The 23,695-nt window shown below is 46.7% G+C and carries 26 protein-coding genes, 1 rRNA gene and 1 other annotated feature; of the genes, 1 reads left to right on the top strand and 26 read right to left on the bottom strand.

The annotated features are described in order from the left end of the window. Window positions 1–66 precede the first annotated feature (66 nt). The 17 genes from rplL to J2X75_RS29325 all read right to left on the bottom strand — a co-directional run bounded on the left by rplL (window position 67) and on the right by J2X75_RS29325 (window position 12,818). On the bottom strand, window positions 67–426 hold the full coding sequence (rplL, locus tag J2X75_RS29405; protein ID WP_062836176.1) for a 50S ribosomal protein L7/L12: 360 nt from the start codon (window positions 424–426) through the stop codon (window positions 67–69). 72 nt (window positions 427–498) lie between these two features. Then, a complete protein-coding gene (gene rplJ, locus J2X75_RS29400; protein ID WP_017692064.1) occupies window positions 499–1,002 on the bottom strand; it encodes a 50S ribosomal protein L10 in 504 nt (167 codons plus the stop codon). Window positions 1,003–1,026: 24 nt separating this feature from the next. Beyond that, window positions 1,027–1,173 (bottom strand) — a sequence feature (ribosomal protein L10 leader region). 68 nt (window positions 1,174–1,241) lie between these two features. After that, window positions 1,242–1,934: a 50S ribosomal protein L1 gene (gene rplA / locus J2X75_RS29395; RefSeq protein WP_017692063.1), complete on the bottom strand. Its 693-nt coding sequence runs from the start codon at window positions 1,932–1,934 to the stop codon at window positions 1,242–1,244. A 94-nt stretch (window positions 1,935–2,028) separates the two neighbouring features. Then, window positions 2,029–2,454: a 50S ribosomal protein L11 gene (gene rplK, locus J2X75_RS29390; protein WP_017692062.1), complete on the bottom strand. Its 426-nt coding sequence runs from the start codon at window positions 2,452–2,454 to the stop codon at window positions 2,029–2,031. A 68-nt stretch (window positions 2,455–2,522) separates the two neighbouring features. Further along, window positions 2,523–3,056 carry a transcription termination/antitermination protein NusG gene (gene nusG / locus J2X75_RS29385; RefSeq protein WP_024633599.1) on the bottom strand — a complete coding sequence of 178 codons (534 nt, stop codon included), beginning with the start codon at window positions 3,054–3,056 and terminating at the stop codon, window positions 2,523–2,525. 21 nt (window positions 3,057–3,077) lie between these two features. Further along, entirely contained in the window at window positions 3,078–3,269 is a 192-nt protein-coding gene (gene secE, locus J2X75_RS29380; RefSeq protein ID WP_017692060.1) for a preprotein translocase subunit SecE, read from the bottom strand. Window positions 3,270–3,286: 17 nt separating this feature from the next. Then, window positions 3,287–3,436: a 50S ribosomal protein L33 gene (rpmG, locus tag J2X75_RS29375; protein WP_072735843.1), complete on the bottom strand. Its 150-nt coding sequence runs from the start codon at window positions 3,434–3,436 to the stop codon at window positions 3,287–3,289. A 304-nt stretch (window positions 3,437–3,740) separates the two neighbouring features. After that, window positions 3,741–4,385, bottom strand: coding sequence for an RNA polymerase sporulation sigma factor SigH (gene sigH, locus J2X75_RS29370; protein WP_017692059.1), 645 nt, complete (start codon window positions 4,383–4,385; stop codon window positions 3,741–3,743). A gap of 171 nt (window positions 4,386–4,556) precedes the next feature. Next, window positions 4,557–5,078, bottom strand: coding sequence for an NYN domain-containing protein (locus J2X75_RS29365; protein ID WP_036607162.1), 522 nt, complete (start codon window positions 5,076–5,078; stop codon window positions 4,557–4,559). 5 nt (window positions 5,079–5,083) lie between these two features. Next, window positions 5,084–5,830, bottom strand: a complete 747-nt coding sequence (gene rlmB, locus J2X75_RS29360) for a 23S rRNA (guanosine(2251)-2'-O)-methyltransferase RlmB (protein WP_017692057.1) — start codon at window positions 5,828–5,830, stop codon at window positions 5,084–5,086. Between the two features lie 43 nt (window positions 5,831–5,873). Next, complete coding sequence (locus J2X75_RS29355) at window positions 5,874–6,353, bottom strand: Mini-ribonuclease 3 (protein ID WP_310343078.1); 480 nt, start codon at window positions 6,351–6,353, stop codon at window positions 5,874–5,876. Then, the gene (gene cysS, locus J2X75_RS29350) at window positions 6,350–7,750 is read right to left on the bottom strand and encodes a cysteine--tRNA ligase (protein WP_091020524.1); all 1,401 of its coding nucleotides are present in this window, start codon (window positions 7,748–7,750) and stop codon (window positions 6,350–6,352) included. Before cysS ends, J2X75_RS29355 begins: the two co-directional genes overlap by 4 nt. A gap of 42 nt (window positions 7,751–7,792) precedes the next feature. Then, window positions 7,793–8,452: a serine O-acetyltransferase gene (cysE, locus tag J2X75_RS29345; protein WP_307415963.1), complete on the bottom strand. Its 660-nt coding sequence runs from the start codon at window positions 8,450–8,452 to the stop codon at window positions 7,793–7,795. A gap of 538 nt (window positions 8,453–8,990) precedes the next feature. Further along, window positions 8,991–10,448 carry a glutamate--tRNA ligase gene (gene gltX, locus J2X75_RS29340; RefSeq protein ID WP_310343072.1) on the bottom strand — a complete coding sequence of 486 codons (1,458 nt, stop codon included), beginning with the start codon at window positions 10,446–10,448 and terminating at the stop codon, window positions 8,991–8,993. A gap of 33 nt (window positions 10,449–10,481) precedes the next feature. Then, a complete protein-coding gene (ispF, locus tag J2X75_RS29335; RefSeq protein WP_017692052.1) occupies window positions 10,482–10,958 on the bottom strand; it encodes a 2-C-methyl-D-erythritol 2,4-cyclodiphosphate synthase in 477 nt (158 codons plus the stop codon). Further along, window positions 10,955–11,650, bottom strand: a complete 696-nt coding sequence (gene ispD / locus J2X75_RS29330) for a 2-C-methyl-D-erythritol 4-phosphate cytidylyltransferase (RefSeq protein WP_310343070.1) — start codon at window positions 11,648–11,650, stop codon at window positions 10,955–10,957. Before ispD ends, ispF begins: the two co-directional genes overlap by 4 nt. Before the next feature lie 82 nt (window positions 11,651–11,732). Continuing rightward, on the bottom strand, window positions 11,733–12,818 hold the full coding sequence (locus J2X75_RS29325) for a PIN/TRAM domain-containing protein (protein ID WP_091039184.1): 1,086 nt from the start codon (window positions 12,816–12,818) through the stop codon (window positions 11,733–11,735). A 173-nt stretch (window positions 12,819–12,991) separates the two neighbouring features. On the opposite strand from J2X75_RS29325, the gene J2X75_RS29320 reads away from it, so the two are divergent. Beyond that, window positions 12,992–13,387, top strand: a complete 396-nt coding sequence (locus J2X75_RS29320; protein ID WP_017692049.1) for a nucleoside triphosphate pyrophosphohydrolase family protein — start codon at window positions 12,992–12,994, stop codon at window positions 13,385–13,387. 126 nt (window positions 13,388–13,513) lie between these two features. On the opposite strand, the gene pssA is transcribed toward J2X75_RS29320, so the two are convergent. The 9 genes from pssA to rrf form a co-directional block, all read right to left on the bottom strand. Beyond that, the gene (gene pssA / locus J2X75_RS29315; protein WP_310343066.1) at window positions 13,514–14,245 is read right to left on the bottom strand and encodes a CDP-diacylglycerol--serine O-phosphatidyltransferase; all 732 of its coding nucleotides are present in this window, start codon (window positions 14,243–14,245) and stop codon (window positions 13,514–13,516) included. 45 nt (window positions 14,246–14,290) lie between these two features. Then, window positions 14,291–15,367: a DNA integrity scanning diadenylate cyclase DisA gene (gene disA / locus J2X75_RS29310; protein ID WP_062836168.1), complete on the bottom strand. Its 1,077-nt coding sequence runs from the start codon at window positions 15,365–15,367 to the stop codon at window positions 14,291–14,293. A 13-nt stretch (window positions 15,368–15,380) separates the two neighbouring features. Further along, window positions 15,381–16,748, bottom strand: a complete 1,368-nt coding sequence (radA, locus tag J2X75_RS29305; protein ID WP_036671578.1) for a DNA repair protein RadA — start codon at window positions 16,746–16,748, stop codon at window positions 15,381–15,383. Between the two features lie 272 nt (window positions 16,749–17,020). Beyond that, window positions 17,021–19,483 (bottom strand): ATP-dependent Clp protease ATP-binding subunit, encoded by a 2,463-nt coding sequence (locus J2X75_RS29300; RefSeq protein ID WP_062836200.1) that lies wholly within the window; start codon window positions 19,481–19,483, stop codon window positions 17,021–17,023. Window positions 19,484–19,668: 185 nt separating this feature from the next. Then, window positions 19,669–20,739: a protein-arginine kinase McsB gene (gene mcsB / locus J2X75_RS29295; RefSeq protein WP_124118842.1), complete on the bottom strand. Its 1,071-nt coding sequence runs from the start codon at window positions 20,737–20,739 to the stop codon at window positions 19,669–19,671. 28 nt (window positions 20,740–20,767) lie between these two features. Further along, window positions 20,768–21,292 (bottom strand): protein-arginine kinase activator protein McsA, encoded by a 525-nt coding sequence (mcsA, locus tag J2X75_RS29290; protein ID WP_105602475.1) that lies wholly within the window; start codon window positions 21,290–21,292, stop codon window positions 20,768–20,770. A 31-nt stretch (window positions 21,293–21,323) separates the two neighbouring features. Then, complete coding sequence (locus J2X75_RS29285) at window positions 21,324–21,785, bottom strand: CtsR family transcriptional regulator (protein ID WP_036607135.1); 462 nt, start codon at window positions 21,783–21,785, stop codon at window positions 21,324–21,326. Between the two features lie 461 nt (window positions 21,786–22,246). Next, a complete protein-coding gene (locus J2X75_RS29280; RefSeq protein ID WP_310343058.1) occupies window positions 22,247–23,422 on the bottom strand; it encodes a GNAT family N-acetyltransferase in 1,176 nt (391 codons plus the stop codon). A 181-nt stretch (window positions 23,423–23,603) separates the two neighbouring features. Beyond that, a 5S ribosomal RNA gene (rrf, locus tag J2X75_RS29275) occupies window positions 23,604–23,695 on the bottom strand; the annotation flags it as partial.

Genomic DNA, 23,695 nt, shown 5'->3' with positions numbered 1-23,695 from the left:
GCAACAAACCCCTTGATATAATTCAAGGGGTTTGTTGTTTTGTTCATCTAGCTTATAAAAGCTAAATTATTTAACTTCGATTGTAGCGCCAGCTTCTTCAAGCTTAGCTTTAACCGCTTCTGCTTCTTCTTTAGCAACTTTTTCTTTCAATGCTTTTGGAGCGTTGTCAACCAGTTCTTTTGCTTCTTTCAGGCCAAGACCTGTGATTTCGCGAACTGCTTTGATAACGTTGATTTTGGAAGCACCAGCGTTAGTCAAGATTACGTCGAACTCGGATTGCTCAGCTTCAGCAGAAGCTACTGCACCTGCAGCAGCTACTGGAGCTGCAGCAGTTACGCCGAATTCTTCTTCGATTGCTTTAACAAGATCGTTCAATTCCAGTACAGTCATGCCTTTGATTGCTTCCAAGATTTGCTCTTTACTCATGAGTGAACCTCCATATATAATATTATTTTTTTTAATTCATTTGCCGCCTAAGCAGCATTCAGATCAAGTTGCTTACGCGCCTTGTTCTTCTTTTTCTGCAACTGCTTTAACCGCAAGCGCGAAGTTGCGCACTGGCGCTTGAAGCACGCTGAGGAGCATGGAGAGAAGTCCATCGCGGGATGGCAGTTCTGCCAATGCCTTAACTTCTTCTACTCCGATTACGCGACCTTCTACGACTGCACCTTTCAATTCCAGTGCATCGTTCTTTTTCGCGAAGTCGTTCAGAATTTTAGCTGGAGCCACAACGTCATCTACGCTGAATGCAATTGCAGTAGGACCTGTAAGAACACTATCGAGTTCTGTCAGTTCTGCTGCTGCAGCTGCACGGCGAAGCAACGAGTTTTTCAGCACTTGGAATTCGATCCCTGCTTCACGAAGTTGCTTACGCAACTCAGTTACTTGGGCAACGTTCAATCCGCGATAGTCAACAACAACAGTTGTAACGCTCTCGCGCAATTTTGCTGTTACTGCATCAACGGACTCTTGTTTTGCTTGAATCACTTTTGCGTTTGCCAATCTGTACACCTCCTGATCAAATTTATCCCATTAAGAAAAGCCTCCGTAGAATCACGAAGGCTTGATATATACTCATCATCGATTTGCATCGTTCAAAGTTCTATAATCACACCTCGGCAGGAAATTAAGCCAAATGGCACCTACTGTCTACGGCAAGCATATTCAAATGTCAACGGTCAGTCACTCGGACTCACAACTTTTATATCTTATCAAAAACAGGAGAAGCCTGTCAAGAGATATTATCTAAAAGCTGCTGCGTTCACGCGTGCGCCAGGGCCCATCGTGGAAGAAAGACTAACATTCTTCAGATAAACACCTTTTGCTGCCGCTGGTTTAGCACGATTCAGAGCTTCCATGAGAGCTTTGAAGTTCTCATTAAGTTGCTCAGAAGAGAAAGAAGCTTTACCAATCGGTGCATGAATTTGACCTGCACGATCCAGACGATATTCGATTTTACCGGCTTTAATTTCTTGAACAGCCTTAGTTACATCGAAAGTTACCGTTCCGGCTTTAGGGTTAGGCATCAGACCTTTACCGCCGAGCAGTCGGCCCAATTTACCTACTTCACTCATCATATCTGGTGTCGCTACGCAGACGTCGAATTCGAACCAGCCTTGTTGGATTTTGTTGATCATGTCTGCATCACCAACATAGTCCGCGCCAGCCGCTTCCGCTTCTTTCGCTTTGTCACCTTTTGCAAATACCAATACGCGTTGTGTTTTACCTGTGCCGTGTGGCAAGACAACAACACCACGTACAGCCTGGTCTTGCTTACGAGGGTCTACACCCAAACGAACTGCTGCTTCGATTGTTTCATCGAATTTTGCAGTAGCTGCCTTTTTCACAAGCTCTACAGCTTCTGAAGGCTCGTAAGTTGCTTCGCTGTCAATCAGCTTAGCAGCTTCCAGGTATTTTTTACCGTGTTTAGCCATGTTTTATTCCTCCTTTGTGGTGTTAGCGGATATACCTCCCACATCAACCGGTCGCGAATCGACCGGTTTTACGAAGCCATGTTTCTTATGAAAATTAGTCTTCGATGGTGATACCCATGCTGCGGGCAGTACCTTCGACCATACGCATAGCGGACTCAACGTCTGCTGCATTCAGGTCAGGCATTTTTGTTTCTGCGATTTGACGTACCGCATCACGTTTAACAGTAGCAACTTTTTTCTTGTTCGGTTCGCCGGATCCTTTTTCAACTTTAGCTGCCACTTTCAACAGAACTGCTGCTGGTGGAGTTTTAGTGATGAAAGTAAAGGAACGGTCCTCGAATACAGAAATTTCAACTGGAATAATCAATCCCGCTTGATCAGCTGTACGAGCGTTGAATTCTTTACAGAATGCCATGATGTTGACACCTGCTTGACCCAAAGCTGGACCTACTGGTGGTGCTGGGTTAGCTTTACCTGCTGGAATCTGCAGTTTTACCATTTTAATAACTTTTTTCGCCATGATTGACACCTCCTTGCAAAATAGTGGTTAACGGGTTTTTCAACCCTCCCACAAGAAACTTGAAGAGACTATATCTTCTCCACTTGCGTGTATTCCAACTCAAGCGGTGTTTCCCGTCCAAACATGTTCACGTGCACTTTCAACTTGCTTTTGTCTACCAAAATTTCTTCCACGGAGCCTACGAAATTCGCAAAAGGGCCGACTTTAATACGTACGGATTCCTTAATATCGAACTCAATTTTCGGCTTAGGTTCAACCATACCCATGTGCTTCAGAATTTGTTCCACTTCTTCAGGCAACAATGCAGTTGGTTTGGACCCAGAACCTGTCGAACCGACAAATCCTGTAACACCTGGTGTGTTGCGAACAACATACCAAGAATCATCCGTCTGTACCATTTCCACCAAGACATAACCAGGGTAAACTTTACGCATAACGGTTTTTTTCTTACCGTCCTTGTTTACCACTTCTTCTTCCATAGGAACAAGAACGCGGAATATCTTGTCTTCCATGCCCATAGACTCTACGCGTTTTTCCAAATTGGCTTTGACCTTGTTCTCATACCCTGAATAGGTATGAACGACGTACCATCTTTTTTCCATATCAAGCCACCGGAACCCTTCTTAAATAATCGCTTCGATCACAAAGGAGATGCCAATGTCAATGACCCAAAAAAACAGCGTCATAACCACAACAGTACCAAGTACGATCAATGTGTAGTTGGTCAGCTCTTTACGATTAGGCCAGCGAACTTTTTTAAGTTCAGCCCAGCTTTCTGAGAAAAAGGAAATCAGAGATTTGAAACTTCGTTTCACGCCGACACCTCCAAAAACTATCTGGTTTCGCGATGAGAAGTCTGCTCGTTACAAAACTTGCAAAATTTCTTCATCTCCATGCGGTCGGGGTGATTACGCTTGTTTTTTGTCGTAGTGTAATTTCTTTGTTTGCAGTTAGTACAAGCCAAAGTAATAATTACCCGCATGATGTACACCTCCCGAAGACTTCCACATTCAAGCAGAGTCTCTAAATTGATCCTGAAAAAAAGCCATAAATTTAGGCCTACCTAAAACACTTTATCACAAGGGTATAACCATGTCAATGAAAGAATAGCCTTTCATTCATTGGGTATTACTTCCGTACAACGTACATTCGTTTCTCATCTCTGTTTTTCTCTTCTCCTGCATGGACCGAGCGATTACTAGTATGAACATTCTTAGATTTTATAAACTTGAGACACTAAAAAAAGACTCAAACACCGAGCCTTTTCCGTCAACGACAACATGTGTTTAATTATCTCGAACTTCCAGGTACTTTTCAAGTTTGCGCTTGACGCGCTGAAGTGCATTATCAATGGACTTCACATGTCTGTCCAAATCTACTGCAATCTCTTGATAAGATCTCCCGTCCAGATACAACATCAATACTTTACGTTCCAGATCACTCAGAATCTCGGACATTTTATCTTCCAGGCCCACAAACTCTTCCTGATTGATGATAAGTTCTTCCGGATCACTGACCTGGGTTCCACAAATCACATCGAGTAACGTACGATCAGACTCTTCGTCATAAATAGGCTTGTCCAGAGATACATAAGAATTAAGCGGAATATGCTTCTGACGTGTTGCTGTCTTAATGGCCGTGATGATCTGTCTTGTAATACACAGTTCGGCAAAAGCCTTGAACGAAGCCAGCTTGTCCCCTTTGAAATCTCGAATGGATTTGTAGAGGCCAATCATTCCTTCTTGAATAATATCTTCCCGGTCTGCCCCAATCAGAAAATAAGATCTTGCCTTGGCGCGTACAAAGTTACGATATTTGTTAATTAGAAACTCTAACGCTTCGCTTTCGCCTTCACGGAAAGCTTCGACAATGTCTTCGTCACTTTGGTAATCATACTTGGATAACATGATATCTTTGAGGTCGACACTCACAGACAATCCCTCCGGCTGCAACGCAAGGTACCCCGTTACTCTACTCTATGAAATATAGGATCAGTATATATGATGGTACCTCACACCGTCAACCACGCTCTGCCTAAAAAAGAACATCAATAACATAAATGTCAAGAGTTTCAATATTCTAATTTTTGTAAAAACGTGCTGTTATTCCCGGCGCCATCGCTCAAACTCTTTCAATACATCGGGACTTAACTTACCCCCGAGTGTGTTACGCGTGGTCTTCGCCTGATCTTCTTCCAGTCGTTTTTTTAATTCTTTTTCGTTCTGCTCAACTTCAATTAGCAACTCCCTCGCAGATACACGTAGCGCTCCCTGTCCAAATATAACATGTTGCTCTACCATATCGCTCGTAGCCACATAGATTTGGCGTCTTCGCATGCTTAGTTCCCGAACGAGTCTCTCAATGCATTCGTCTGCCGTCTCTTTTTCCTTTGTAAAATAGATCTGCACTTTGCTCTGAGTAAAGGATTTACCGAGTCCAGGCACGAGGTAGGCGTCAAACACAACAATGACTCGCCGGCCGGAGAAAGCCTGGTAATCTGCAAGACGAAAAAGAAGCCTGTTGCGCGCCTCTTCCAGCCCACTTTCCGCCAGTTTGGTTAATTCCGGCCAGTCACCAATCATGTTGTACCCGTCTACAAGAAGCACATCACGGGAATCAGCCATACCTTCTATTCCTGCGCTTGACGCGAGCGGAGCACTTCATACATGACAACCCCGGCTGCCACGGAAGCATTCAGGGAATTAATCTGACCTTGCATTGGTAATTTGATCAGCACATCGCATTTCTCACGAATAAGTCGTCCCATTCCCTTGTTCTCATTTCCGATTACCAATGCCACAGGGCCAGTAAAGACTCCATTACCAAAGACACCTTCATGAGCCGTGACATCTGTCCCTACAACCCATACACCTTCCTCTTTGAGGCGATCGATGGTCTGGCCAAGATTACTTACACGAGCCACTGGCACGTACTCCACAGCGCCTGCTGATGTTTTGGATACCGTCACGGTTACCGCTGCCGAGCGACGTTTGGGCACAATGACGCCATGCGCACCCGTGCAATCTGCTGTCCGCAAAATTGACCCCAGGTTATGAGGATCTTCAATCTCATCCAGCAGAATCAGGAAAGGATGCTCATTCTTCGCTTTTGCTGCGGCAAGAATGTCTTCTACCTCCACATAAGCGTAAGGTGCCGCTTGAGCAACTACCCCCTGATGCTGAATGCCTGGTACCGTTTGATCCAGCTTACGCTTGTCCACGTGTTGAATGACAATACCTAGTTTTTTAGCCTCCGAGATAATAGGTTGAGTCAGATGTTTCTGTGCTGTATCGGCAATCCATATTTTATTAATGGTCCGGCCTGAACGCAGCGCCTCCGTCACGGAGTGTTTACCGGCGATCCATTCTTCTTCCATCGTTGTTCGATCCTCTCTGTAATGCGTTGTTTTGTTGAAATTTCTATTTTTTTGTCGGCGATGGCGATTGTTGTTCCGCGTGCTCAATGCCAAGCCCGATCAGTTCAATCATGCGATCATGATGACCACTGCTATAGAGGTAACCAATGAGACATTCAAAAGCCGTGGCATGTCTGTACTCCAACACATCTGCATTTTTGGGTACACTACCCGACTTGGCATTCCGCCCTTGCCGGACGATATCCCGTTCTTCCTCTGTCAGTTCAGCCTCAATCATTGTAAGTATGCGGCTCTGCGCCTTCGCTGATACCAACCCGGTTGCACTACGGTGCAAATGATTGGGACGCATGTTGGCCTTCGACAACAGATATTGACGAACAGCTACCTCATATACCGCATCACCAATATAGGCCAGTGCAATAGGTGGAATCAACCTCGCAGGTCTGGAAGGAGGATACGGGAACCATCCTCCCTCTGTGACCTGCTCGTGTTGTTTTGGTGTATTTGGATGTCCTTCGCTCATTTGCGCCGCCATCTCATGCCCTGCGCCGTATCTTCAAGCAGAATGCCACGTGCAGACAATTCATCGCGAATTTCATCCGCTCTTGCCCAGTTTTTCGACTTGCGCGCTTCTACACGCTCTTCAATCAGACGTTCTACTTCCTCATCCAGAAGTTCTGGCTCTGCGTCAGTATAAATGCGCAGTACAGCATTCAATTCACTGAACAACTCGAGGAGTGCGCGAATGTCTGCCGCATTAACTACTTCTTGCTGCAACAGTTGGTTGGCTTCCCCGGCCCACTCAAACATCGCAGTAATCGCATCAGGAGTATTGAAATCATCCTGCATCTTCTCGTGATACTGCTGACGAATTTGGTCGAGTCTTGCCGCAAACTCTGCTGTGATATCCTGATCAACAGTTACTGCATTTAGACGATGGTTCAGGTTACCTACCGCATTCGCAATCCGGTCCACACTGTTCTGTGCCTGCTCCATCGTATCATCCGTGAAGTTCAATGGGTTGCGATAGTGGGTAGACAACATGAAATAACGAATCGCTTCGCGTTTATATTGATTCCGCAAGTCTTTAACAAGAACACCATTACCGAGTGATTTTGACATCTTCTCGTTATCAATTCGGATGAATCCATTATGCATCCAGTAGTTCGCAAGTGGTTTACCTGTTAATACCTCGGATTGGGCGCATTCGCACTCATGGTGCGGGAACTGCAAATCCTGTCCACCCCCGTGAATGTCCAGTGTATCCCCAAGGTACTCCCGAGCCATGGCGGAGCATTCAATATGCCAGCCTGGTCGACCATCGCCCCAAGGACTGGACCAATAGATCTCACCTGGTTTGGCAGCCTTCCAGAGCACAAAATCTTCGGGATGCTCTTTGCGCTCGTCTACACCCACACGGATTCCGAACTGCAACTCCTGCAAGTTTTGTTTTGAAAGTTTGCCATATTCGCTGAATTTGCCTGTACGATAATAGACGTCACCGCCATTTTCATACGCAAATCCTTTTTCAACGAGCTCACGGATAAAATCAATGATCAGCGGCATGTTTTCCGTTACTCTAGGATTGCTGCTTGCCTTGGGAATACCTAATCCCTCAAGATCTTCATAATAGGCAGCAATAAATTTCTCAGCCACGTGAGGAACGTCTGTTCCAAGTTGTTCTGCTTTGCGAATCAGCTTATCGTCCACATCCGTGAAGTTCACCACATAGTTCACATCATGTCCTGTCTGTTCCAGGTATCCACGAACTGTGTCGAAAAAGATAACCGGGCGTGCATTCCCGATATGAATGTAGTCATATACCGTTGGTCCGCAGACATACATTTTTACTTTCCCTGGCTCTTGGGGAACAAATTCCTCTTTGGTACGACTCATCGTATTATAAATCTGAAGCGTCATGGTCACTTATCCTTTCATCCTATACTGCCTTTATTTATTGTATCACGTATCACGCACAGTCTCATTTTCACGGGCATTCTGCAGTGTACGTACTTCTTCCTGCAATCGTTCGAGTTCTTTTTGCATACTGCGCAAGGAGTCGACGACCGGATCGGGCAGTTGCTGACTGAGGCGATCTACCCGTCGGCCATCCTGTTTAACAATTCTTCCCGGTATACCTACCACGGTACTATTGGAAGGAACCTCCTTAAGCACAACGGAGTTCGCACCAATGTTACATTGATCCCCCACGCTAAATGAACCCAGCACCTTGGCTCCGGATGAGATAACCACATTATTACCAATGGTCGGATGTCTCTTTCCTTTTTCTTTCCCTGTTCCGCCCAGGGTAACCCCCTGATAGATAACGACATCATCGCCAATCTCACATGTTTCTCCAATAACAACGCCCATTCCGTGGTCAATAAACAACCGATTTCCGATCGTAGCTCCAGGATGTATCTCGATTCCTGTCATAAAACGGCTAACCTGCGAAATGAACCGGGCAACCGAGAACCATCTTCGCTTGTATAAAAAATGAGCGATCCGGTGTGCCCATATCGCATGCAGCCCTGAGTAGGTGAATACCACCTCAAACCAACCTCGGGCCGCCGGATCGTTTTCAAACACCGCCTGGATATCTGATCTGATCTTCTTGAACATGCTCGTTCCCCTCTTGTTCAGGTTCCCGTCCTCCGGCTTACCGGACGGCGCGTTCCTTGGTAGTGTACTGCACACTCGCCTAAACAAAAAAACGCCCCTGCAGCATTTAGCTGCAGAGGCGTTTATCGCGGTCCCACTCTGCTCGGTCCATTCTTAAATAGAATGAGCCCTCAAGCGGTTTGGTAACGGAAACCAATCGTCACAACCTATCCTAACGTTTTCCCATGTCATGATCGACAAAGGCGGGGCTGGATTCGGCTGTGCAGCTCACGGGCGCATTTCGACTGATGGACAGTGGATGGTTCACAGCCACCGCAACCAAAGAAATCTCTCTTTGCTGCGGGACCATCCTCTCTGAATCTGTCCGGGTCAGTCTACTCCTCCCGATCTTTGCTGTTCTATTAGATAAATCATATCAATTATTCGTTGTGTTGTTATTATAGCGAAAAGGCCTCAGACTGACAACAGCCTCCTACGTAATCCATACTTCATAGGATTGCGTTCAGATTCCAAATAAACGGAATGTCCTCGACTAAGATTATTTTACTTGTGCAAGCAAACGTTCGATCACCGTATCCCGACCCAGAAGTACGATCGTTTGGTTCAGATCCCGTCCATGCGTCTGTCCAGTCAAGGCTACACGAATTGGCATAAAGAGCTGTTTGCCCTTAAAGCCGGTTTCTTTCTGTACTTCCTTGATCAATGCAGCCATTTTGCTTGGAGTAAACTCTTCGCTCGCCTGTACTTTATCCGCAAATGCCTTCAGTACGGTTGGCACCTGCTCCTCAGCAAGCACTGCTTCTCCTTCACTTTCAAGCTCCAGATTGGAACGGAAGAATACTTCCGACAATTCGACAATATCGGAGGCAGAATTCATCTGCTCCTGGTACAGGTGTACCAGAGTATAAGCCCATTCTTTTTGTTCAGCAGACAGCTCGGAAGAAATACGTCCAGCCTTTTGCAGATGTGGAATGGCCATTTCGGCAATACGTCCCGGGTCAGCATGTTTGATATAGTGGTTGTTCAAGTGAGCCAGCTTGTGGGTATCAAATACCGCCGGGCTCTTGGACAGACGTTTCGTATCAAAAATGGAGATCAGCTGCTCTTGCGAGAAGATCTCTTCTTCCCCTTCCGGCGACCAGCCAAGCAGGGAAATGAAGTTAAACATCGCTTCAGGCAAATAGCCGAGCTGATCATACTGCTCAATAAACTGAATAACGGATTCATCCCGTTTACTCAGCTTCTTGTGATTTTCATTCACGATCAGCGTCATATGGCCGAATTGCGGCGGCTCCCAGCCGAGCGCTTCATAGATCATCAATTGACGCGGCGTGTTCGAGATGTGATCTTCCCCGCGCAAGACGTGGGAGATCTTCATCAAGTGATCATCCACAGCAACGGCATAGTTGTATGTGGGAATGCCGTCTTTTTTCACAATGACGAAGTCACCGGATTCCTTGCTGTTGAACGAGATTGTGCCCTTAACCATATCATCAAACGTATATGTGCGCTCTTCCGGCACACGGAAACGAATACTCGCTACGCGGCCTTCCGCTTCAAACGCACTAATTTGCTCTGGAGTCAGGTCACGGTGTTTGCCAGAATAACGCGGTGTTTCTCCACGTGCTGACTGTTCCTCGCGCTCTTGCTCCAATTCTTCTTCCGTGCAGAAGCAACGGTAAGCCAGACCTTTATCCAGCAATTCCTGCGTATATTTACGATAGAGGTCCAGACGTTCCGTTTGACGGTATGGTCCGTATTCTCCGCCCACGTCAATACTTTCGTCCCACTCAATTCCGAGCCATTTCAGGTATTTCAGTTGGCTTTCTTCACCACCGGCAATATTCCGTTTTACGTCTGTATCTTCAATACGAATAATGAATTTACCGTTATTATGTTTGGCATATAGATAGTTAAACAACGCCGTACGGGCATTCCCGATATGCAGATGTCCCGTTGGGCTCGGCGCGTAACGCACACGAATTTCCGTGCTCATATGATCCCCTCCGTCACTAATTGATTGATGATATCACACACGTACAAGGCAAACAACGGATTGAGCGGCAATGCCCTCTCCCCGTCCCGGGAACCCCAGTTGCTCTGTCGTTGTTGCTTTCACGTTCACCTGCGTTACATCCGCTTCCAGTGCCTTGGCAATAACCTCAGCCATCTGTGGGATGTAAGGAGCCATCTTTGGCTTCTGGGCAATAATCGTTGAATCGATATTCCCTAGCTTATACCCGCGATCCTTCACAAGCTGCCATACATGCTCCAGCAATTTCAGGCTGTCTGCATCTTTGAATTCCGGATCGGTATCCGGGAAGTGCTTGCCAATATCCCCAAGTGCCAGCGCACCCAAAATGGCATCACTAATCGCGTGCAACAGCACGTCTGCGTCCGAGTGACCCAGCAGTCCTTTTTCATAAGGAATCGTTACTCCGCCAATAATACACGGGCGTCCCTCTACCAGCTGATGTACATCAAATCCCTGTCCTACACGTATCATTGCTTCTTCTCTCCCCCCAGCAAAAACGCAGCATATTGCAAATCTTCCGGCGTTGTTAATTTGATATTGGTATAATTGCCTTCCACAACCTTGACCGACATTCCCTGACGTTCAGCCAGCATGGCATCATCTGTTCCCAGAAATCCGTCCTGCTCGGCTGATTCGTAGGCGGAGAGCAGGGAAGAAAGACGAAAAGCCTGCGGGGTTTGAATGCTCCACAGACTGCTGCGGTCTGGCGTCGCCGTAACGACTCCTTCCGCATTCACTTGTTTGATCGTATCCTTAACGGGAACCGCCAGCACTGCTGCTCCACCACCGGATATGGCGGACGACATGCATCCCTTGATCTGCTCATGGTTCACAAAAGGACGTACCCCGTCGTGAACGAGAACCCAATCCGTCCCAAGTGCCTCAAGGCCTTTATGGACAGAATGTTGTCTCTCTTTCCCTCCGGGGATAACACGGACACGTGAATCCAGTTGGTATTCTTTTACCCAATCCTGGCAGCGTTCAACATCTGCGGCTCCTGTGACCAGCACCATCTCGCGGATCTCGTCCAGCGCAGCAAATACCTCAAGCGTATGTATGAAAACGGGCTTGTCCTGCAGCAACAGAAACTGTTTGCTCTCGGTCGTCCCCATCCGGGTTCCGCGACCTGCTGCCACAATGACAACGCCCCACCCTTTATCCATGCCGCAATCCCTGCCTTGTCTGTCAGTTTATCGTCCAAAGATATACAATATCATTCAACGATACACTACCCATCATACCGCTTTATTGGGCTTTTTCCAACAGTTTCGGCTTGGCAAAAATCATTCGTCCCGCTGAAGTCTGTAACACACTGGTCACCAGTACTTCCATCATCATGCCGATATACTCGCGTCCGCCCTCCACAACGATCATTGTGCCATCATCCAGATAGGCTACACCTTGACCATGCTCCTTGCCATCTTTGATGATCTGCACCATGATCTCCTCACCTGGCAGAACAACCGGCTTAACCGCATTGGCGAGATCATTAATGTTCAACACAGATACACCCTGGAGTTCGCACACTTTGTTCAGGTTAAAGTCATTGGTGACCACTTTGCCCTGAAGCACTTTAGCCAGTTTAACCAGTTTGCTGTCCACCTCGGAGATTTCCTCGAAATCCCCCTCGTAGATTAGGACTTTTACATCAAGTTCCTTCTGGATTTTGTTCAAAATATCCAGTCCACGCCGTCCTCTGTTCCGCTTGAGCAGATCCGATGAATCAGCAATATGCTGTAACTCCTCCAGAACAAATTCCGGAATTACGATCGTGCCTTCAATAAATCCGGTTTTGCATATATCAGCAATACGCCCATCGATAATAACACTGGTATCCAGAATTTTATGTTCTTCCATCCGTCTATCCTCGTCCACCTCGGGATGACCCCATCGTCCAGACATCCAGAAGGCCCCCAGATCGTCTTTCTTCGCCATGGCAAGGGCATAACCGGAATAAGCACTAATCACCGTCAGCGCCACTTGCAGCACTTCTCCTGCCGTCCCCATCCATCTCACAACAGGGTAGAGCAACAAGGCCACCAGCAACCCAGCAACGGTACCTGCGGCACCTGCAGCCAATTCGTTCATAGGTACTTTTGCCAATGAATTGATCCCACTATGCAGCCTGTCTGCCATCAATGTTCCACCAATATTACATACAGCCATAAACATTACAGCTCCCAGCAGCGTCGATATACCAGCTCCCAGTAATCCTGCGGACTGAATCCACTCCGCCATCCATGGGACCGATTTTCCTGCCAGATGATATGCCGTGTAGCCGAACCATGCACCGCACAATCCTGTAAAAGTTAAAATGCCTTTTTTCCACATTAGTCCCTGCACCTCCTTCAATGTATCTTGATCTTTATATCCAGTATGATCCAATTCCTGAATTGCTAATCCCTTCCGGAAGAACTTTTTGGAAATGTTGAAATCGTCAGTTGAAAGTAGGTAAATTATTGGCATATAATGAATTCAATTCATATCCCGAGGTGAGTGGCAAAATGAGTACGCTAAGTTTACAGGCTTTCCAGGATCAAGTTTCTGAACTGTTGCTGCGTCATCGCAGCCTGATTGATGTACTGTCCAAAACGGGACAAGCCGGAGCGTCTGTTAACCGTGCCGTGTCCAAAGCCATTACCGAATGCGGCTGCATCGAGCTGCACGCCACCAAGCAGAAATATGCCCCAGAGAGCGACATCGCTCAAACCAAGGGTTTGCTGGAAACGCATGTGGAGGGTGAGTTGTGTGAGAACTGCAGAGAGGTCATTAGCTCTGAGCTAGGGCGGAACCTGTTCTACATGTCGGCTCTCTGCAATCTGCTGGACATTAACATGGAAGAGGTCGTAAATCACGAATCACAGAAGTGTTCAACGTTAGGGATGTTTAATCTGTCGTAAGAAGATATGTATGTCGTTCGCAAGGGTTTCTTTTACCGTAAATAGATCTGAATAAACAAAAAGCACGCATTCTCCAGTTCAGGAGAGTACGTGCTTTCTTTGTATATTGTCTGTCACCAAGGCTACTTAACGATCGGAAGGACGGGAAGATTTCTCATCCTTGCGCTTTTTCGCCCGACTACGCGAGGCCGCTGTTCGCACGTTATGCTTCATTCCATACAAGGCGTATAACACCAACGGAATAAAGATCAATTTGGATAACTGCTCCGGGAAAATAACGGCTACAGCTATGGCAAATAACACAACCCACGGTGCAATCCAAATTGCCTTGCGTGGCAAACCGACCTTTTTGAAATTGGGATATTTAAGCGAACTCACCATCAGATACGATAACAGCAATGTAGCAATCATCATGCTAACCGGGCCAATATCCTTATTGAACAAGGACAGTGTAGCCAGTACCCCGCCGGCTGCCGGAATCGGCAGACCTGTGAAGTATCCGGGAATACCCGGACGAACGTTAAACCGTGCAAGACGAATGGCTCCACAGATTGGAAAAGCCGATGTTGCAATCCAGGCGAGGATCGGCATTGAATCTTGAAACGACACCATAAATATGATCAGGGCTGGTGCTGCACCAAAGGAAACCATGTCAGACAAGGAATCCAGTTCCTTGCCGAATTCACTTTGGGCATTAAGTGCCCGTGCCACTCGGCCATCCAGACCATCCAGCAGCATCGCTACAATGACCATAATGGCAGCCAAGCTGTAATTTCCATCAATCGCAAGCAAAATTGCCATCATTCCAAGAAACAGATTACCCAGGGTAAAGAGATTCGGAATGAATCTGGTTAGCATCGTTGTTTCACCTCATCCATTTCAAGCCTTTATATAGGCAAACCCTTACATCTGTCTGTCGATAAACATCTGCTCCTGCAAACGTTTGAGGCCTTCCTTAATGGTCCGGGCACGAACTTCACCAATACCATCCACTTCGTCCAGTTCTTCAATTGTAGCCATAATAACATGAGGCAATTGTTCGAATTGATCCACCAGGTTATGGATAATAACATTGGGCAGGCGGGGGATCTTATTTAATACCCGGAATCCACGAGGGGCAACCGAATCCTCAGAAGTAGCGGCTGATGAAGGATAGCCGAGAAGACGGACAATATGATGTGCATCCAGCAACTCATCGTCCGACAATCTTTTCAGTCCCACGATAATTTCACGGATTTTGTCATCACTGTCGTCACGGGCATAGTCCTTATACAATAACCAGGCTTCTTCTTCCGTTGTACCCACGAGTTCTTCCATTTGCATGGAAATGAGTCGTCCCTCATTCCCGAGTTCATGAATATATCGTTTGATTTCCGTTTTGATCCGCATCACCATTTCGGTACGCTGAATCACATTAACCACTTCAGGAATCGTCACCAGTTCCTCAAATTCAGAGGCACTCAGATTCGTAAGAGACTGTGTTAATACCGCTTTGTATTTCTCCAGGGTTTGAATCGCTTGGTTTGCTTTGGTCAAAATAACCCCGATTTCCTTGAGGGAATAACGAAGTGTTCCCTGATACAAGGTAATGATATTCCGGCGCTGTGATATGGATACGACCAATTTACCCGTTTGCTTCGCTACACGCTCCGCCGTCCGGTGACGGATCCCCGTCTCTGATGAAGAGATCGAGGAATCGGGAATTAACTGGGTATTGGCGTAAAGAATACGCTTCAGATCTTCGCTAAGAATGATGGCACCATCCATCTTGGCGAGTTCGTACAGATAGTTGGGGGAGAAATCACAGTTAATCGAGAATCCCCCATCCACCACTTCCATGACTTCAGGGCTGTATCCTACAACAAGCAGTGCGCCCGTCTTGGCGCGCAGCACATTTTCCAGACCTTCGCGGAAAGGTGTACCTGGTGCGATCAGCCTTAATAATTCATTCATATTATCCAGTTGGCTCGAATCTTTCATCTTGTTATGCCCCCTAATCTAAAGCAACCGCTAGTGCATCTGCCACGGTATTCACACCGATCAGTTGTATCCCGCGAGGATGTTTCCAGCCCTTTAAGCTTTTTTCTGGTAAAATGACACGCTTGAAGCCCAGCTTCGCGGCTTCCTTCACTCGTTGTTCGGCTCGTGATACGGCCCGAACTTCACCTGTAAGACCGATCTCGCCAAAGATGACGTCATCCGGCTTGGTCGGTACATCTCTCAAGCTGGATGCAATGCTGACCGCTACCGCCAAATCTACCGCGGGCTCATCCAACCGTACTCCACCAGCCACGTTCAGATACGCATCCTGGGTCTGTAAAAACATGCCCATCCGTTTCTCCAGCACTGCAATGATCAGATTTAATCGATGCAGATCTACCCCTGTTGCCATACGGCGGGGAGAAGGGAAATGGGTAGTGGAGATCAACGCCTGTAATTCCACGAGCAGAGGACGCGTCCCCTCCATACTGGCAACTACTGTTGAACCTGCTACACCCAGTGGACGTTCTGACAAAAAGAGTTCGGAGGGATTGCCCACCTCACGAAGTCCATCCTCGCCCATTTCAAAAATGCCAATCTCATTGGTGGAACCAAAACGGTTCTTCACCGCACGTAGCAGGCGATACGTATGATGCCGTTCTCCTTCAAAATAAAGCACGCAATCCACCATATGTTCTAACATACGTGGACCGGCAATGGCACCTTCTTTGGTAACATGCCCCACAAGAACCGTTGCAATGCCTCTGCCTTTGGCAATTCGCATGAACCTTGACGTACATTCCCTTACCTGTGCTACACTACCCGGCGCACTGGTAACTTCGGGAAGATACACCGTCTGAATGGAGTCGATGACAAGAAAATGCGGCTGGATCTGATCCACCGCTTCCTCTACACGTTCCATATTGGTTTCACACAGTACATACAACTCGGCAGAGAGTGCCCCGAGGCGGTCTGCCCGCAATTTGGTTTGCTTGACTGATTCCTCACCGGAAACATATAACACACGCAAACCCGAATGCGTTAAAGCATGAGACGTCTGCAACATCAACGTTGATTTACCAATACCCGGATCTCCACCCACCAGAACGAGCGAACCCGGAACGATTCCACCACCCAATACCCGGTTCAACTCTCCGATTCCAGTCTGTACACGCGGTTCCTGACCGCTATCTATATCTATGATAGGAAGCGGTTTATCTTTACTGTCAAACAGAGGAGAATTTCTCCCTTGTGTTTTGACCACCGTCTCTGTTTCTTCCACCATTGAATTCCATGACTGACAACCCGGACACTTACCGTACCACTTGGGGGCTTCATAGCCGCATTCCGTACATTGAAACTTGGTTTTAACTTTGGCCACTTCAGCACTCCTATAATTTAGTTTTATAACAGCATTTTGCATTATTCGACGAATTTCACCCAAACTCCCTGACGTGCAGGGTTACTAAAAGTTTACCATTGTTTGAGATTTTTCGTAAAGGATTATCGCAAACTTTACACATGTTCCTGACATAATCATGTCCGTCTTCTGTCCAAAATGCAAAAAATCCTCCCCGGCCGAAGCCGAGAAGGATTTGATTAAGGATTAAGGAATAATACAAGCTGAAGTTCAACTCCAAAGCTTGCTGTATATTATTTGGTTTCGATTTCCTCATTCGAAGGAACAACCACGTCTTTTTTCGTAACAGACAGTGCACCGTTCTCTTCGTCGATGAGCAATGAATCCCCTTTGGTTACGTTACCTGTGAGCAACTCTTCAGACAATTTGTCCTCGATATGCTTCTGGATCGCCCGACGAAGCGGACGCGCACCGTAAGCTGGATCAAAGCCGGCTTTGGCAAGGAAGTCCTTGGCATTGTCGGTGAGTTCGAAGTCAACTTCGTATTCACGCAGCCGTTTGCGAAGTTCCTCGCTCATGAGGGTAACAATCTCTGCAATGTGTTTCTGTTCCAAAGAGTGGAATACGATAATTTCATCAATCCGGTTAAGGAACTCTGGACGGAAGCTTTTCTTCAGCTCATCCATAACTTTACCCTTCATGTTATCATAATCCGCACCTGCATCCACAACTGCTGTGAAGCCAAGTGTAGAGTTACGTTTGATCGCTTCGGCACCCACGTTGGATGTCAGGATAATCAACGTATTCCGGAAGTCAACAACGCGACCTTTGGAATCCGTCAGACGACCATCTTCAAGCACTTGCAGCAAGATATTGAATACTTCCGGATGTGCTTTCTCGATTTCATCGAGCAGGACAACGGAATATGGTTTGCGACGAACTTTCTCTGTCAGCTGGCCACCTTCTTCATATCCAACATATCCTGGAGGCGCTCCGACGAGTCGGGAAGTCGAATGTTTCTCACCATACTCGGACATATCAATCCGGATTACTGCATTTTCATCACCAAACATTGCTTCAGCCAGAGCACGAGCAAGTTCTGTTTTACCTACCCCAGTAGGACCGAGGAAGATGAATGAACCCATCGGACGTTTTGGATCTTTCAATCCAGCACGAGCACGACGAACCGCACGGCTGACCGATTTCACAGCCTCATCCTGGCCAATGACACGTTCATGCAAAATCGATTCCAGATTCATCAGACGTTGTGTCTCTTCTTCTTTCAGCTTGTTCACCGGAATTCCTGTCCAGTTGGCTACCACTTGTGCGATATCCTCAGGTGTTACTTCAGAATCCGTGCGACCTTGTTTTTCTTTCCATTGATTCTTCGTTACATCCAGCTCTTCACGGATTTTTTGTTCCGTATCACGAAGCGCTGCGGCTTTTTCGAACTCCTGACTTTGAACTGCAGCGTCTTTTTCCTTACGGATATCTTCCAGACGGCTTTCCAGTTGTTTCAGGTTTGGTGGGATCGTGTAAGAGTTCAATCTTACTTTGGAACCCGCTTCATCAATCAGGTCAATCGCTTTATCTGGCAGGAAACGGTCTGTAATGTAACGGTCAGACAGTTTAACCGCCTGCACAATTGCTTCGTCCGTAATTTTCACGCGGTGATGCGCCTCATAACGGTCACGCAAGCCATGCAAGATTTGAATCGCTTCTTCCGGAGAAGGCTGATCTACAGTAATCGGTTGGAAACGACGCTCAAGCGCTGCATCCTTCTCGATGTATTTACGATATTCATCCAGTGTTGTCGCACCGATACATTGCAATTCTCCACGAGCCAGAGCCGGTTTCAAAATGTTAGAAGCATCGATGGCACCTTCAGCTCCGCCTGCGCCAATCAAGGTATGCAATTCGTCGATAAACAGGACAATGTTACCTGCTTGGCGAATCTCATCCATGATTTTTTTCAGACGATCTTCGAACTCACCACGATATTTGGTTCCAGCGACTACAGAACCCATATCTAGGGTCATTACACGTTTGTCGCGCAATGTTTCCGGAATCTCATTTGCAATGATTTTTTGTGCAAGGCCTTCAGCAATCGCTGTTTTACCTACACCTGGCTCACCGATCAATACCGGGTTGTTCTTGGTACGACGGCTGAGCACCTGGATGACACGTTCAATTTCTTTACTACGTCCAATGACTGGGTCCAGGTTGTTCTCTCTCGCATAAGCCGTGAGGTCACGTGCCAGACTGTCCAGCGTTGGTGTGCTTACATTGGCAGGTGTGCCATTATGGCTGGATACAGCTTCACTGCTGCCAAGCAATTGCAACACTTGTTGACGTGCTTTGTTCAGGCTAATTCCCAGGTTATTGAGCACACGTGCTGCAACACCCTCGCCTTCACGAATCAATCCGAGCAGGATATGCTCTGTGCCTACATAGGTGTGGCCCAATTTACGAGCTTCATCCATAGACAGTTCAATTACTTTTTTCGCACGTGGCGTATATGCAATGTTGGTAGGTTGCTCTTGGCCACGGCCAATCAGCGTTTCTACTTCATCCTGAATTTTTTCCAATCCGAGTCCCAGGCCGATCAGTGCTTTGGCTGCGATGCCTTCGCCTTCACGAATGAGGCCGAGCAAAATATGCTCAGTACCGATGTTATTATGACCGAGACGGACAGCTTCTTCCTGCGCGAGTGCGAGCACCTTTTGGGCCCGTTCCGTAAATCTTCCAAACATCATATCTCCTGCACCTCCATGGTTTTGGATAAAACGAGGGTCATTTAATGAAATAACCTTCGTATTCTTCATATCATTTTTGTTTGCAGCCGTGCTGCGAATAAAGTCATTCGGCATTTGTACATGCCTTATTATATAAAAGCCGCAATGCGGCATGAAACCATAATTCAATACAATATCAGGCTAAACTAGGGCTGCTTCGCTGCATTGATCGTATCACGAATCAACTGAGCACGGTATATGTCACGCTCATCTGTGCGCATATCTTCCCCGAATGTTTTCTGCAAAAATCCCGGCTGTGTCATCACATTCAACTCATTCATTACCGTGATGGACAGTCCATCCAACAAGCCGAGATCCACGCCAAGGCGTACATCCGATAAGCGCTGTGCAGCTTCCTTGGAATCAACAATAGCTGCATGAGACAATATGCCGTAAGAACGCATGACACGATCCGTAATCCGAAGTCTGGAGTCGGTAATTAGCCGTTCTCTGGCAGTACGTTCATGACCTATCATCTGTAATACAACACCATGCAAGTTCTCGATGACTTCCTGTTCGGTCTGTCCCAATGTAATCTGGTTCGAGATCTGGAACAGGTTACCCATCGCCTCGCTACCTTCACCATATATTCCTCTTACCGTCAATCCCACTTGGGAAACTGCGGTTAGAATACGGCCTATCTGCTGTGTCATCACCAGGGCAGGCAAGTGCATCATAACCGATGCTCTGACACCTGTACCTACATTGGTAGGACAGCTGGTTAAGTATCCTCTGCGATCATCAAAAGCATAGTCCACATGCGCTTCAAAAGCATCATCTATTGCGGAAGCTTTCTCCCAGGCTTCTTTCACCTGGAACCCCGGATAGAGGCACTGGATACGAAGATGATCCTCTTCGTTAATCATAATACTGACCGACTCATCCTCACTGAGAATAACCGCACCATTCCTGGATTCATTCGCAAGACTTGGACTAATGAGATGTTTCTCCACCAGCACCCGTTTGTCGAGTTCGTCAATATCGATCAGATCCAAAGTATGAAAATCCCCAAAGGCATGAACGTCATCGTATTGAAGTACTTCGCTCAGCTTATTCAGCACCTCTTCCGATTGCTCATTAGAGGCAAGCATCGGGAACGGAACATGCTGAAGGTTGCGTGCAATCCGGACACGGCTACTAATGACAATTTCGGAATCAGCCGCATCACTGCGCATCCAGTCGCTGAGCGCCTTCTCTGTAAAGCGCAGATTAGGCATTACGCATCCCTCCTACTCATGACAAACTTTACTCCTGAGCTATCCCTTTTTCAAGTCCTCTGATCTGGTCACGGATCTGAGCCGCCTCTTCAAATTCCTCTTGCGCGATGCTCTCCTGGAGCTCACGCTTCAGATCAGCGATTTGCCGTTTCACCTTGATGCGACCACCAGCTCGTGCAGGCACTTTGCCTACATGGGACGTATTACCATGAACCCGCTTGAACAAAGGATCCAGACGGCTGTCAAAATATTTATAACATGAACTGCAGCCGAACCGGCCTATCTTACTAAATTGTGCGTACGTCATACCACACTCTTCACACTGAAGTGCTTTTGCAGGTGGTGTTCCTGCTGATCCACTTTTGCTGGCTGGATCAAAATCAAGCAATCCGGACAACAAGTTGTGAATGGAAAACCCACCTGCTGTTCCAGGGATCATTTCCCCTTTTTCACGGGCACATGATTCACAAATATGGAATTCCGTCTTCTCTCCATTTACGATCTTCGTAAAATGAAGTGTCGCCGGACGTTTATTGCATTCTTGGCACAGCATATTGATGTACCTCCTTTGACCCCGATAGTTTTCATTTACCGAGCAAAGATATTAACATCGCCTTCAACATTCTGGCACGAATTTGATCCCGGTAAGGAAGTTTGACTAATATAACCTCTCTAGATACAGCAGCTCGCATCAACCCGGCTTCCCGCTTGCTCAAGAAGCGTGCTTCTTCCAATTGATAGATCAGACCTTCGGCAGCTGTCTGCCCGATCTCTTCACCAATACTATGGTGCAAATGATTATGCAGAGCTGATTGGGCCGGTAATTCAATGCGCTGTATGCGAACATAACCACCACCGCCGCGTTTACTCTCTACCAGGTATCCCTTCTCGAGTGTAAAACGTGTGCTGATGACATAATTGATCTGGGAAGGTACACATGAGAATTGATCTGCCAGATCATTACGCTGAATTTCAACCATTCCTTCGGGACTTTCATGCAAAATACTCTTCAGATATCGTTCGATAATATCAGAGATATTACGCATCCAATCATCCTCCACTGTCTGAAACGTTAAGTCAATAAGGACCCACACGCCCCCACAGAGTACACCTTCTCTACCCATTTAACCAATCAGGAAAACAACGAATCTTGCTTCCACAGGTATCAACAGGAGAGCGAAGGAAGCACGAAGGTCCTTTAATATTCCCTTGATCCTCCGATGAAATGAATCCCGTATATTGGCGATCATGCATCAGATTGTTGAAAGAAAGCTACTTAAGTATTAAACCTTTAGTTGACTTTGACTTTCTTTGACTTTATAACCATTATAGCATATTTTGTGGTTTTGCCAAGTGGGGTCACTATTCATTTTTTACGATTTTACACGAAATATTCCCCAGACACAAAAAAACCTCCCCAAAATTGCTGGAGAAGTCCATTTGTCTTTCAATCACGCCGTATTTCTATATAAGCTAATCAAGTTAAATGGTGCAGTGGCAATAGTCATCAGAAGAAATCGAGCAAATAGGTTTCCCGTTCAGGAATCGCTTGTTCCAAAGCCTTGATTGCTGCTTCTGGTCCGTGAATTCTTCCGATCCGTGCCATTTCCGTTGGTCTGCGATACCCCATCAGCACTGCGGTAAGGGATTGAATATCCACCTTAATGGTCTGATCATCAGTAATAGGCTCCGATGTTTTCCATATGGACGCCGTTCCGTTCATTGCCACATTTAATTGCCATACCCCTTCATTCCATGGAGCGTGGGCATCTTCTACCTGAAGAACAATTTGCACCGGTGAGTCCTGGCTTGCAAAGGGATACTGGGATATAAACTGCTCCACACTAACGATACGCGCCATAAAATAAGGTACAATCTCCTGCTGAATTCGTGGATTATCCAATTGGAAAGCAAGCGTATCACTGGCAGGCGCCTGCAACGTAACTTCCTGGATCATGGAATCATGATTAGCAATGAAGGTCCACAGCCCTTGCCTAGCCTCTTCATTCAGATAAATGATCTCTTTAATGGTAAACTTATTTTCCTTAACCTCATATAAAAGATAACCTTGTGCTGCATCAGCTTCATCGTAATATACAGCCTTCTGGCTGCTTCCATTAACAAGAACTGAATTCTCCCACCTTGCATCATCCCGAACCAGAGTTCCGTTATAGCGCTCAGCATAAGCACTGTATACTTCCTTTAATATGCTGAGGCCCGGATCCCCACGCCGAATTGTTCCAGGTGTCGCTTTTTTCAGAGGCAAATGAGCTGTAGGTACTTTATAACGTTTAAATTCAACATACGTCTCCCATCCATACTTCCGATAGAAACCAAAAGAGAATGGATGCAAGAATGATATACTTTGTTTGTTACGATTCATTTCTTCCAACGCATGCTTCAGCAGACCCGCTACCCAGCCTTTGCGTCTATACTCTGGCCAGGTGGCTACACCCGCAATACCGCCCATCTCGAACGGTCTGCCATGAATATAGGTTTGAAAAGGGATTATGTGAAGTTTGGCTCCTAACTGCCCGTTCTCATATACACCCCATATATCTTGTGACGAAAACTGACTCCGCCGCTTTTCTTTTTGTTCATCATTCATTACCACCTGAAAAGCATATTCGGAGAGTGCCATCGCTGGTTCAAAATCATCTACCGTCAATTTCTGAATTTCCATGTCGTCCTACACCCCATTCGCTAGAGTTATTATATCAATCCAAATCATGGCCTGATATGTGATATATGTACCCCTTAGAGTGTGTCAGAGGACTCTTACAAAGTCAAATAAGAGATGCTTACGCATCCCCTTAAATAAACAAATAAAAACCACCACCGAATAACATCGGCAGTGGTTCTTCGCTTGGCGGCGTCCTACTCTCCCAGGACCCTGCGGTCCAAGTACCATCGGCGCTAGAGGGCTTAACGGTCGTGTTCGGGATGGGTACGTGTG

It is taken from the genome of Paenibacillus sp. 2003 (assembly GCF_031455635.1).
Taxonomy (GTDB): Bacteria; Bacillota; Bacilli; order Paenibacillales; family Paenibacillaceae; genus Paenibacillus; species Paenibacillus amylolyticus_B.
The sequence above is the reverse complement of the archived record's forward strand: the minus strand, read 5'-3'. Positions and strand labels throughout refer to the sequence as shown.

Coding starts and splice junctions, on each gene's coding strand:
- J2X75_RS29365 (WP_036607162.1), bottom strand. CDS start 5,078: ATGGCTGATTCCCGTGATGTGCTTCTTGTAGACGGGTACAACATGATT.
- ispD (WP_310343070.1), bottom strand. CDS start 11,650: ATGGATAAAGGGTGGGGCGTTGTCATTGTGGCAGCAGGTCGCGGAACC.
- rlmB (WP_017692057.1), bottom strand. CDS start 5,830: ATGGAAGAAGAATGGATCGCCGGTAAACACTCCGTGACGGAGGCGCTG.
- gltX (WP_310343072.1), bottom strand. CDS start 10,448: ATGAGCACGGAAATTCGTGTGCGTTACGCGCCGAGCCCAACGGGACAT.
- pssA (WP_310343066.1), bottom strand. CDS start 14,245: ATGCTAACCAGATTCATTCCGAATCTCTTTACCCTGGGTAATCTGTTT.
- rplK (WP_017692062.1), bottom strand. CDS start 2,454: ATGGCGAAAAAAGTTATTAAAATGGTAAAACTGCAGATTCCAGCAGGT.
- rplL (WP_062836176.1), bottom strand. CDS start 426: ATGAGTAAAGAGCAAATCTTGGAAGCAATCAAAGGCATGACTGTACTG.
- J2X75_RS29325 (WP_091039184.1), bottom strand. CDS start 12,818: ATGTGGAAAAAAGGCATTTTAACTTTTACAGGATTGTGCGGTGCATGG.
- J2X75_RS29285 (WP_036607135.1), bottom strand. CDS start 21,785: ATGCGTAATATCTCTGATATTATCGAACGATATCTGAAGAGTATTTTG.
- ispF (WP_017692052.1), bottom strand. CDS start 10,958: ATGATACGTGTAGGACAGGGATTTGATGTACATCAGCTGGTAGAGGGA.
- rpmG (WP_072735843.1), bottom strand. CDS start 3,436: ATGCGGGTAATTATTACTTTGGCTTGTACTAACTGCAAACAAAGAAAT.
- cysS (WP_091020524.1), bottom strand. CDS start 7,750: ATGACGCTTCAGATTTATAATACGATGAGTCGTACCAAAGAGGAATTT.
- J2X75_RS29355 (WP_310343078.1), bottom strand. CDS start 6,353: ATGAGCGAAGGACATCCAAATACACCAAAACAACACGAGCAGGTCACA.
- rplA (WP_017692063.1), bottom strand. CDS start 1,934: ATGGCTAAACACGGTAAAAAATACCTGGAAGCTGCTAAGCTGATTGAC.
- J2X75_RS29280 (WP_310343058.1), bottom strand. CDS start 23,422: ATGGAAATTCAGAAATTGACGGTAGATGATTTTGAACCAGCGATGGCA.
- J2X75_RS29300 (WP_062836200.1), bottom strand. CDS start 19,483: ATGATGTTTGGAAGATTTACGGAACGGGCCCAAAAGGTGCTCGCACTC.
- disA (WP_062836168.1), bottom strand. CDS start 15,367: ATGAAAGATTCGAGCCAACTGGATAATATGAATGAATTATTAAGGCTG.
- mcsB (WP_124118842.1), bottom strand. CDS start 20,739: ATGCCTAATCTGCGCTTTACAGAGAAGGCGCTCAGCGACTGGATGCGC.
- nusG (WP_024633599.1), bottom strand. CDS start 3,056: ATGGAAAAAAGATGGTACGTCGTTCATACCTATTCAGGGTATGAGAAC.
- J2X75_RS29320 (WP_017692049.1), top strand. CDS start 12,992: ATGAGTACGCTAAGTTTACAGGCTTTCCAGGATCAAGTTTCTGAACTG.
- cysE (WP_307415963.1), bottom strand. CDS start 8,452: ATGTTCAAGAAGATCAGATCAGATATCCAGGCGGTGTTTGAAAACGAT.
- mcsA (WP_105602475.1), bottom strand. CDS start 21,292: ATGCTGTGCCAAGAATGCAATAAACGTCCGGCGACACTTCATTTTACG.